This is a genomic window from Mycobacterium sp. TH-M25 (assembly GCF_057473665.1).
The window spans coordinates 1-4,933 of record NZ_JBYCLA010000116.1 but is presented as its reverse complement, the minus strand read 5'-3'; the positions used below and the strand labels follow the sequence as shown (position 1 = coordinate 4,933).

The 4,933-nt window shown below is 64.6% G+C and carries 5 protein-coding genes and 1 pseudogene; all 6 read left to right on the top strand.

The window, feature by feature from the left end; all coding sequences use genetic code 11:
* The first annotated feature begins 26 nt into the window (after positions 1-26).
* The 6 genes and pseudogenes from efp (at position 27) to AC2VOU_RS04065 (ending at position 4,832) form a co-directional block, all read left to right on the top strand.
* Positions 27-590 carry an elongation factor P gene (gene efp / locus AC2VOU_RS04090; protein ID WP_486939703.1) on the top strand — a complete coding sequence of 188 codons (564 nt, stop codon included), beginning with the start codon at positions 27-29 and terminating at the stop codon, positions 588-590.
* Positions 587-1,066: a transcription antitermination factor NusB gene (gene nusB / locus AC2VOU_RS04085; RefSeq protein ID WP_486956199.1), complete on the top strand. Its 480-nt coding sequence runs from the start codon at positions 587-589 to the stop codon at positions 1,064-1,066. Before efp ends, nusB begins: the two co-directional genes overlap by 4 nt.
* Positions 1,063-1,431, top strand: a complete 369-nt coding sequence (locus tag AC2VOU_RS04080; protein ID WP_486956198.1) for an antitermination protein NusB — start codon at positions 1,063-1,065, stop codon at positions 1,429-1,431. The genes nusB and AC2VOU_RS04080 overlap by 4 nt, the downstream gene beginning before the upstream one ends.
* A 112-nt stretch (positions 1,432-1,543) precedes the next feature.
* Positions 1,544-4,288, top strand: a pseudogene (locus AC2VOU_RS04075) (aminotransferase class I/II-fold pyridoxal phosphate-dependent enzyme); the annotation flags it as partial.
* A gap of 169 nt (positions 4,289-4,457) precedes the next feature.
* Positions 4,458-4,592 carry a hypothetical protein gene (locus tag AC2VOU_RS04070; protein WP_486956197.1) on the top strand — a complete coding sequence of 45 codons (135 nt, stop codon included), beginning with the start codon at positions 4,458-4,460 and terminating at the stop codon, positions 4,590-4,592.
* Between the two features lie 12 nt (positions 4,593-4,604).
* Complete coding sequence (locus AC2VOU_RS04065; protein ID WP_486956196.1) at positions 4,605-4,832, top strand: hypothetical protein; 228 nt, start codon at positions 4,605-4,607, stop codon at positions 4,830-4,832.
* Positions 4,833-4,933: the final 101 nt, after the last annotated feature.

Genomic DNA, 4,933 nt, shown 5'->3' with positions numbered 1-4,933 from the left:
AACTGTTTCTAGGAGACTCACCGACTGTGGCAAGCACTGCCGACTTCAAGAATGGACTCGTGCTGGTGATCGACGGCCAACTGTGGCAGATCAACGAGTTCCAGCATGTCAAACCCGGTAAAGGCCCGGCCTTCGTGCGCACCAAGCTCAAGAACGTGCTTTCGGGCAAGGTGGTCGACAAGACCTACAACGCCGGGGTGAAGGTGGAAACCGCGACGGTGGACCGCCGCGACACCACCTTCCTCTATCGCGACGGCACCGACTTCGTGTTCATGGACAGCCAGGACTACGAGCAGCACGCGCTGCCGGAGTCGCTGGTCGGCGACAACGCCCGGTTCCTGCTCGAAGGTCTGCCGGTGCAGGTGGCCTTCCACAACGGCGCACCCTTGTACCTCGAGCTGCCGGTGACCGTCGAACTGGTCGTCACCCACACCGAGCCGGGTCTGCAGGGCGATCGCTCCAGTGCCGGCACCAAGCCGGCCACCGTGGAGACCGGCGCCGAGCTGCAGGTGCCGCTGTTCATCAATACCGGCGACAAGCTGAAAGTCGACTCGCGCGACGGTAGCTACCTGGGACGTGTCAACGCGTGAGCCGGCCCGCTCGTCCGGTAAAAGGACGGCACCAGGCACGTAAGCGCGCCGTCGACTTGTTGTTCGAAGCCGAGGCCCGCGGACTGACTGCGGCCGAGGCGGCCGACGCGCGTAGCGCGCTGGCGGAGGCCAATGCTGACGTGGCGCCGCCACATCCGTACACGGTGGCGGTGGCGCACGGCGTCACCGAGCACGCCGCACACGTCGACGATCTGATTTCTTCACACTTGCAGGGCTGGACACTGGAACGGCTACCGGCCGTCGACCGGGCCATTCTGCGGGTCGCGGTGTTCGAGCTGCTGCACGCCGACGACGTGCCCGCACCGGTTGCCGTCGACGAGGCGGTGGAACTGGCCAAAGAGCTATCCACCGACGAATCACCGGGATTCGTCAACGGGGTGCTGGGCCAGGTGATGCTGGTGACCCCCCAGATCCGCGCTGCCGCGCAGGCTGTTCGCGACGCTGTCGAATCATGACCCGGTTGGAGCTGCGCGTCCTGATCGCCGGCCTCCTGGCAGCGACCGTGGTCCTGGGCGCGGCGATGTGTGCGGCCTATGGGCAGGCCGCACTCGCGGCGGCGCTGGCGATCTATGCGCTCGGCGTCGGCGCGTGGCTGTATCACTCGGTTGAGCGTCTGATCCTGGCCCGCCGTATCGAGACGGTCCGCGCAGCCGCGACTCCGCTCCGCCCGTTGCTGCCGGTGATGGCGGCGATCATGGCGCTCACCCAAGCCGTCGTGCGATCGTTGTCTGACGTCACCGAGGTCGCGCCGGTCCGGCGCTGGATACCGATCGCCCGTGGTCGCCGGGGGAACCACTACGACGACGACGTCGAGGGCTGAGTTCGCCCGACGTCCCTACAGAGCGCGACCCGGCCGGAAATCTCGTCGGGAGTGAACATCGGTGAACAGCCAAAATGGCCCACGTGGGTCTAGGGGGGAGAACACTGGCGATATGGACCGAAACGGAAGGCACCCGAGACGGCTGAGTGTCTCTGCGCTGGCGGCGGTGGCGAACCCGTCGTACTCGCGCATCGACACCTGGAACCTGCTCGACGACGCCTGCCACCAATTGGCCGTCGTGGACCGCGCCGGCATGGACACTGCGCACGAAGCCGCCAAGGTGCGACGGCTGCTGAATCGGCTCAGCGCCTACGAGCGTTACTGGATCTACCCGGGCCCGGAGAATCTTGCGGCCTACCACGGATACTTGGATCACCTGGCCACCGTGAGCCTGGCCGAGCAGGTGTCGCTGGCTGTGCGGTTACTCTCCGAATACGGTGACCGTGCAGCGCTGTTCGACACCTCCGCGTCGCTGGCCGACCAAGAACTGGTGGCGCGGGCCAAGGAGCAGCAGTTCTACACCGTGCTGCTGGCCGACGACGCCCCGACCAACGCGCCAGAAGGCCTGGTGGAAAGCCTGCGCGCAATCCGCGACGTGGCTGACGACGTGCAGTTCGAGTTGCTGGTGGTCTCCAGCGTCGAGGACGCCATCACCGCCGTCGCGCTGAACGGCGAAATCCAGGCGGCGATCATCCGGCACGACATTCCGCTGCGTTCTGCGGACCGGGTACCGCTGATGACCACCCTGCTCGGCGCGAGCGATGACGCGATCGCCACCGACCGCACCCATGACTGGGTCGAGTGCGGCGAGTGGATTCGCGAGCTGCGTCCACACATCGACCTCTACCTGCTCACCGACGAATCGATTGCCGCCGAAGCCGAGGACGACGTCGACGTCTATGACCGCACGTTCTACCGGCTCAACGACGTCACCGATCTGTACAGCACAGTGCTTGCCGGCATCAGAAATCGTTATGCCACACCATTTTTCGACGCATTGCGCGCCTATGCCGCGCGTCCGGCCGGCCAATTCCATGCCCTGCCCGTAGCGCGCGGCGCCAGCATCTTCAACTCCAAGACGCTGCGGGACATGGGGGAGTTTTACGGTCGCAACATCTTCATGGCCGAGACGTCGACCACCTCGGGTGGATTGGACTCGCTGCTGGACCCGCACGGCAACATCAAAAAGGCGATGGATAAGGCCGCGCGCACCTGGAACTCCGATCACACCTACTTCGTCACCAACGGAACCTCGACCGCGAACAAGATCGTCGTCCAGTCCCTGACCCGCCCCGGCGACATCGTGCTGATCGACCGCAACTGCCACAAGTCCCACCACTACGGTCTGGTGCTGGCCGGGGCCTACCCGCTGTACTTGGATGCCTATGAGCTGCAACCGTTTGCGATCTACGGCGCGGTGTCTCTGCAGACCATCAAGAAGGCGCTACTCGACCTCGAGGCGGTAGGGAAGCTGAGCAAGGTGCGCATGCTGCTGCTCACCAACTGCACCTTCGACGGCGTCGTCTACAACCCGCGGCGGGTGATGGAAGAGGTGCTGGCGATCAAGCCGGACATCTGCTTCCTGTGGGACGAGGCGTGGTACGCGTTTGCCACCGCAGTGCCGTGGGCACGCCAGCGCACCGCGATGATCGCTGCCGAGCAACTCGAAGCGATGCTGTCATCGCCGGCTTACGCCCAGGAGTACCTGCAGTGGAAGACCGAGATGCAGGGGATCGACCGCAGCGAGTGGAGTCAGCACCGACTGCTTCCCGACCCCGGTAAAGCGCGCGTGCGGGTCTACGCCACCCACTCGACGCACAAGTCGCTGTCGGCGCTGCGGCAGGCATCGATGATCCACATCCGCGACCAGGACTTCAACTCCCAGTCGCGCGACGCGTTCGGTGAGGCGTTTCTGACGCACACCTCGACATCGCCCAACCAACAACTGCTCGCCTCGCTGGATCTGGCCCGCCGTCAGGTCGACATCGAAGGCTTTCAGATGGTGCGCTACGTCTACGACATGGCGCTGGTCTTCCGCCACCGCGTCCGCAAAGACCGGCTGATCAGCAAGTGGTTCCGCATCCTCGACGAATCCGATTTGGTGCCAGACGAATTCAGGCTTTCGGCGGTCAGCTCCTATCGGCAGGTGCGCCAGGGTGCGTTGGCGAACTGGAACGAGGCGTGGCGCTCCGACCAGTTTGTGCTCGACCCGACCCGGGTCACCCTGTTCATCGGTAAGACCGGCATGAACGGGTATGACTTCCGCGAGGACATCCTGATGGACCGCTTCGGCATCCAGATCAACAAGACGTCGATCAACAGCGTGCTGCTGATCTTCACGATCGGCGTGACCTGGTCGAGCGTGCACTATCTGCTCGACGTGCTGCGTCGCATCGCCACCGATTTCGACCACACCCAAGCCGCGGCCAGCCGCGACGACCGTGCCCTGCACCAGCGTCGGGTGGACGAGATCACCCAAGATCTCCCGGCGCTGCCGGACTTCAGCGAATTCGACGCCACCTTCAAGCCCGACGACGCAGGCTCGTTCGGTGACATGCGCTCGGCGTTCTACGCCGGCTACGAGGACGCCGACCGCGAACACGTCATGATCGGAGAGGCAGGCCGCCGGCTCGCGGACGGAAAGTCCTTGGTGTCAACCGGATTCGTGGTCCCCTATCCGCCGGGATTTCCGGTGCTGGTGCCCGGCCAGGTGGTGTCCAAGCAGATCCTGTATTTCCTTGCTCAGCTCGACGTCAAGGAGATCCACGGGTACAACCCCGATCTGGGTCTGTCGGTGTTCACCGACGACGCCCTGAAACGCATCAACGCGGCGCGCGGTTCCGAAACCATGCTGGGCTAGTTGCCTCCATCGAACGTGAAGCCGTTGCGAAAAATCGACGGATTCCTCGCAACGGTTTCACGCTGGGCATCAACGCGGTTCGGCTAGTTTCCGCTCGCCACAGAGTGTTGCGCGTAAAAACCGGGTAGTCGTCGCTGGGCTACCGCCCATGGCATCCTCGGCTAGCGTGATCAAATCTCCTCTCTCCGAGGACGGCTGGGTGCAAGAGGGGTTTCGCGTACGGGCCGAGGACGGCGTGAAATCCCTGGCGCTGGGCCAGCTGTGCAGTCGTCTCGGAGTCGCCAAGGGCAGCTTCTACTGACGCTTCAGTGATATGACGGCCTACCGCGCGGCGTTGATCGACACCTGGGCCGTGGTCCGCGACGGAGACCGGTCCTTCAATGATCTGACGAGTCTGCCTGCACGAGAGCGGCTGTCGCGGATGATGACCACGCTCGTGGGTCCGCGGCATTGGATGCTGGAACGTGCCATGCGGAAATGGGCACGATCGGAGCCCACGGTGGCCGCCGGTGTGCGCGCCCGCGGCGCACGTCGTGCATGAATCTTGGATATCGCGCTGGCTGGGGGCCAGTGTTCCGCTGTCGGGTGAGCCACTGTTCCGGTTGGGACTGGGCCACCGTGGCGGTGCGGGCTGAGCCGTGG